We start from the raw sequence: 5,391 nt of genomic DNA on the forward strand, positions 1-5,391 counted from the left end.
TCAGATCGGGAATGACCTGGCCGGTGGGCACGATCTCCTGGAACGCCTGCCCGTCGATCTCCGGGTAGCGGGTGCGCAGCGACTCGTGGCGCGCGAGCACGTCGGCCACCGCGATCTGCAGGGCCTGGCGATCCACCAGACCTGAGAGGCGCACGGCCGCCGGGATATTGTCCACGGCCGATTCGGGATCGAACCGGTTGAGGAACCACATGCGCTGCTGCGCAAGGGACAACGGCAACCGCTCAGGGCGCTGCTGCGCGACCAGCGGCTGACGCATAGGGCTGGAATGGGTTTCGGCCTTGGCCGCCAGCGCGGCCACCGTCGACGACTCGAAGATTTCACGGACACCGAGCTGGGTCTCCAGCGCGGCCGACAGGCGCGCCGCCACCTGGGTAGCGATCAGCGAGTTGCCGCCCAGCGCGAAGAAATCGTCGTCGAGACCGACCCGCTCGAGGCCCAGGATCTCGGCGAACACACCGGCCACGATCTGCTCGACCGGAGTCACCGGGGCGCGGAACACCGCGGCCTCGAACACCGGCGCGGGCAGCGCCTTACGATCCAGCTTCCCGGAGGCATTGAGCGGGAACTCGTCGAGCACTATCAGCATCGACGGCACCATGTACGCGGCGAGGGTCTCGCCGATCTCCGCGCGCACGCCCTCGACATCGACGGTCACACCCGCAGCGGCGATGACGTAGCCGACCAGCTGATCGCCGGTGTGCACATCGCTGCGCACCACGACCACCGACTGGGCGATGGAATCCAGTGCGGTGAGCGCGGATTCGATCTCGCCGAGCTCGATGCGCAGACCGCGCAGCTTGACCTGGAAGTCGGTGCGGCCGATGTAGTCCAGTTCGCCGTCCGCGGTCCAGACGACGAGGTCACCGGTGCGGTACATGCGCTCTCCGTCGGCGAACGGGTTGGCCACGAAGCGATCCGAGGACAGATCCGGTCGCGCCACGTAACCGCGCGCCAACTGCACGCCCGCCAGGTACAGCTCACCCGCGACACCGACCGGCACCGGCCGCAGTCGCGAATCCAGCACGTACACCTGGGTGTTGAACACCGGGCGGCCGATCGGCACCGTGTCCACGTCGGCGTCGACGACCCGGTGGTAGGTGACGTCGACCGCGGCCTCGGTCGGGCCGTAGAGGTTGTGCAGCTCCGCACCGGTCAGCGCGCGCAGCTTATGCGACGGCTTCGGCGACAGGGCTTCACCGGACGCGAAGACCTTGCGCAGGCTGGTGCAGTGGGTGGCCTCCAATCCCCGGTCCGCCAGGGTGGCCACGAACACCCCCAGCATCGACGGCACGAAGTGGGTGACGGTCACGCCCTCAGCTGTGATGAGATCGGCCAGGTAGGCCGGGTCTCGGTGGCCTTCGGGCTTGGCGACAACCAGCGTTGCGCCGATCTGCAGGGGCCAGAAGAACTCCCATACCGACACGTCGAAGGTGGCGGGCGTCTTCTGCAGGACGACGTCCTGCGGCGTGAGGCCGTACTCGGCTTGCATCCACAGCAGGCGGTTGACGATGGCCGAGTGCGGCACCGCCACACCCTTCGGGCGACCCGTCGAGCCGGAGGTGAAGATGACGTAGGCGGTGTTCGAATCCCGTAGCGGGGCACGGCGTTCCGCATCGCGCAGCGGAGCCGCCGAGTAGGCGCTGAGCTCCAGCTTGTCGATGCGCACCTGTGCGGTGTCGATGGCCAGGTCCTCGCCGGAGGTCAGCACGGTCACCGGGTCGGCGGTCTCGAGGATGTACTCGATGCGCTCGGCCGGGTGATCGGGATCCAGTGGCACGTAGGCGGCACCGGTCACGGCGACCGCGTACATGCCGACCACGAGATCGATGGAGCGCCGCATACCCAGCGCCACAAACGATTCCGCGCCGACACCGCGCTCGACGAGCCAGCGGGCCAGGCGATGCACCTGCGCGCCGAACTCGGCGTAGGACAGACTTGTCCCCTCGAAGCTGACGGCGGTTGCCTCAGGCGTGCGCGCGGCTTGAGCTTCGAACAACGCGACCAGCGTGTTCGGATCCTCCACCGTCATTTCGGCGAGCTCTCTGCCGGAATCCAACGCCTCGTCCTGTGTGTCCCGGCCGAGGACATGGTGGGATGACGAGGGGGCCGACGGGACGACTAGCGCCAGGGCAGCGTCCACATCGAAGGCGGTGTCGTTCCAGGTCTTCACCACGAGCTCGCGCTCGGCGGCATCGACGAGTTCGATATCGCCCACGGCCGCAGCCGGTTCGGAGGTGATGGCGGTCAGCACCCGCACCAGGCGTTCGGCGATGCGGGCGACGGTGTCCTCGTCGAACAGGTCGCGCAGGTAACCCGCGCGAATGCGCAGGCGCGTGTCGAGCTGAGCGATCAGCGTCAGCGGGTAGTGGGTGGCGTCGGCGGCGTCGAGGCCGGTGACGGCCATGCCGTCGATATCGGCGGCCTTGGCCCGGATGCCTTCGGCGTCAACGGGGTAGGACTCGAACACCACCAGGGTGTCGAACAGCCCGCCGATGCCCGCGGCCGACTGGATGTCGGCCAGGCCCACGTAGTGGTGGTCGAGCAGGTCTGCCTGCTCGCCCTGGGTGCGGGTGAGCAGCGAGCGCGCCGACTCGGCCGGGTCGAACGCGACCCGCACCGGGACGGTGTTGATGAACAGGCCCACCATGGATTCCACGCCGGACAGCTGTGCCGGGCGACCGGACACGGTGGTGCCGAACAGCACGTCCTCGCGACCGGTGAGGCGGCCCAGCAGCAGACCCCACGCCACCTGCAACACGGTGTTGGGGGTGACACCGATCTCGGCGGCCAGCGCGGTCAGGCGCGCGGTCGCGGCCTCGTCCAGGTCGAAGAAGTACTCGCCCGACAGCGCGGTGATCTCGTGCGCGGCGTCCGGGCGGGTGAGCAGGGTCGGCTCCGACACCCCGCGCAGCGAGGTCTGCCAGGCGGCCAGCGAGGCCGAACGATCCTGCGCGGCAACCCATTCCAGGAAGTAGCGGTAGGACCGCACCGGCGGCAGCACGGCGGCGTCGGAGTGCGTGGCGTAGAGAACCAGCAGGTCCTGCATGAGCAGCGGCATGGACCAGCCGTCGAGCAGGATGTGATGATTCGCCACCGCCAGCTGCCAGCGGTCTGAGGCTGTCTGCACCAAGGTGAAGCGAATCAGCGGCGGCTCGGTCAGATCGAAGCGCTCGACCCGGTCCGTGGCGATGATGTCACTCGCGTCGCCGGTCTCGGTACGATCGTGCACCTTGAACGCGGCGCGGACGCCGTTGATCACCAACTGCATCGGGGTGCCCGCCACGTCGGAAACGTAGGCGGTGCGCAGGATCTCGTGCCGGTCGATGAGCGCCTGAGCGGCGACACGCAGCCGGTCGGCGTCGACCCGTCCTTCGAGGGTGAGCACGACCTGGGCGGTGTAGATGTCCACGGAGGTGGCGGCCAGTTGTGCGTGGAAGAGCAGACCAGCCTGCAGCGCTGCCAGCGGCCACACCTGGTCGAGTTCGCCGAAACGCCGCTCCCAGCCGTCGATATCGCGCTGAAGGACGCGGACCAGACCGAAGTCAGACGGGGTGTGCCCGCCAACCCGTGCCGAATTGACGTGGTGGGCAACGGCTTCCAGGGCCTCAACCCAGAAGGCGGCGAAATGCTCGACCTCCGCCGCCGTGAGCAGCGTGCTCGGGTAGCCGATGTTGGCGGTCAGCTTGTCGCCGACCACGATCGCGTTGATGTCGATCGGGGCCATGGCGGGCATGTCGCCGTCGTAGGCACCCGCCAGATCGGCCAGGTCCGCGGCCGGGATCCAGCCGAACCCGCGCAGCGCCTCGGGCACATCGGCGTCGTTGACGCGGCCCAGGTAGTTGAAGCTGACCTGGCCCGGCAGCTGCTTGGGCAGCTGCGCGGCGGTGTCGGAGTTCATGTAGCGCAGCAGGCCGTAACCGATGCCCTTGTCCGGCACCGACAGCAACTGCTCCTTGACAGCCTTGATGGCCCGGCCCATGGCGGGACCACCGGTCAGGGCGGCCTCCACATCGATCCCCGACAGGTCGAAACGCACCGGGAAGATGGCGGTGAACCAGCCGACAGTGCGCGAGAGGTCAGCACCGGGCACGACCTCTTCTTCACGCCCGTGGCCCTCCAGCCGGACCAAGGCAGACTTCTCCCCGTGAATGCCCCTGGCAGCGCGGAACTTCGCGACAGAGAGAGCCAGCGCGGTCAGCAGACCATCGTTCACGCCGCCATGGAACAACGCCGGGACAGTCGTCAGCAGGGACTTGGTGACCTCCGTGGACAACTCGACACGCAGCTTGCGGATCGCCGCGGTGACATCCACGGCCGGATCCATCGCGCGCCCGGTGAGCAGCGGATCCGGGCCTTCGACGACGTCACGCCAGAACGACAGCTCGGCCACGCGCTCGTCGGTGGCGGCCTCACGCTCGAGGGCGTGCGCCCAGGTGCGCATGCTGGTGGCCGGGGCGACCAGCTCGGGGGTCTGTCCGGCCGACAGCTGCCCCCACACGGTCACGAAGTCCGGCACCAGGATTCGCCAGGTGACACCGTCGACCACCAGGTGGTGCGCAGCGACGACGAGGCGACCGGAACGGCTCTGGTCCGACGGTTCCAGCCAGACGACTCGAATGATCGACCCCGCAGCGGGATCCAGCTTGTCGAGGGTGGCATCGAGTGCGGCGGTGGCGATCTCGAGCAGCTGCTCATCGCTGACGCCCGCGTCGAAGTCGGTGCGGTCGATCAGCGCATCCGCGTCGATCGTTCCGGCAGCGGCGGTCTCGACGATCCAGTCCGCGTCCGGCACCCGGCGCAGACGCGCCCGCAGCATGTCGTGGCGGTCGATGACCGCGCCGACGGTGGCCGCGATCCCCGCCCGATCGATACCGATCGGCAGTTCCAGAGCCATCGTCTGGTTGAACCGGCCGAACTCGCCCGGCCGTCCCGCCATGAACCGCACCACCGGCGTCAGCGGCATGACACCCACGCCGCCGCCCGGCAGCTCGGTCAGCTGCGGAGCCGAATCGTCCTGGCCGTCAGCGGTTTGCGCGACCGCGGCCAGCCCGGACACGGTGCGCTGCTCGAACACGTCACGCGGGCTGAACACCACGCCACGCGCCTTGGCGCGGGACACCAGCTGGATGGAGACGATGGAGTCGCCGCCCAGCGCGAAGAACGAATCGTCGATGCCGACCCGCTCGAGACCCAGCACCTCGGCGAAGACCTCGGCGATGGTGTGCTCGAGGGGGTTACGCGCGGCCCGGAAGACCACCTCGGTGGCGAAGACCGGCTCGGGCAGCGCCCGGCGATCCAGCTTGCCGACGGGGGTCAACGGCACCCGGTCGATGACCATGACCGAGGACGGCACCATGTACGCGGGCAGAC

Annotated in this window: 1 protein-coding gene; it reads right to left on the reverse strand. The window is 68.8% G+C overall.

Annotation, left to right across the window (positions count from 1 at the left end; translation table 11 throughout):
• Window positions 1-5,391: amino acid adenylation domain-containing protein (locus ACYVN4_RS35625; protein ID WP_460726979.1), on the reverse strand; the 5,391-nt coding region annotated here is incomplete at both ends.

It is taken from the genome of Nocardia heshunensis, from assembly GCF_054782115.1.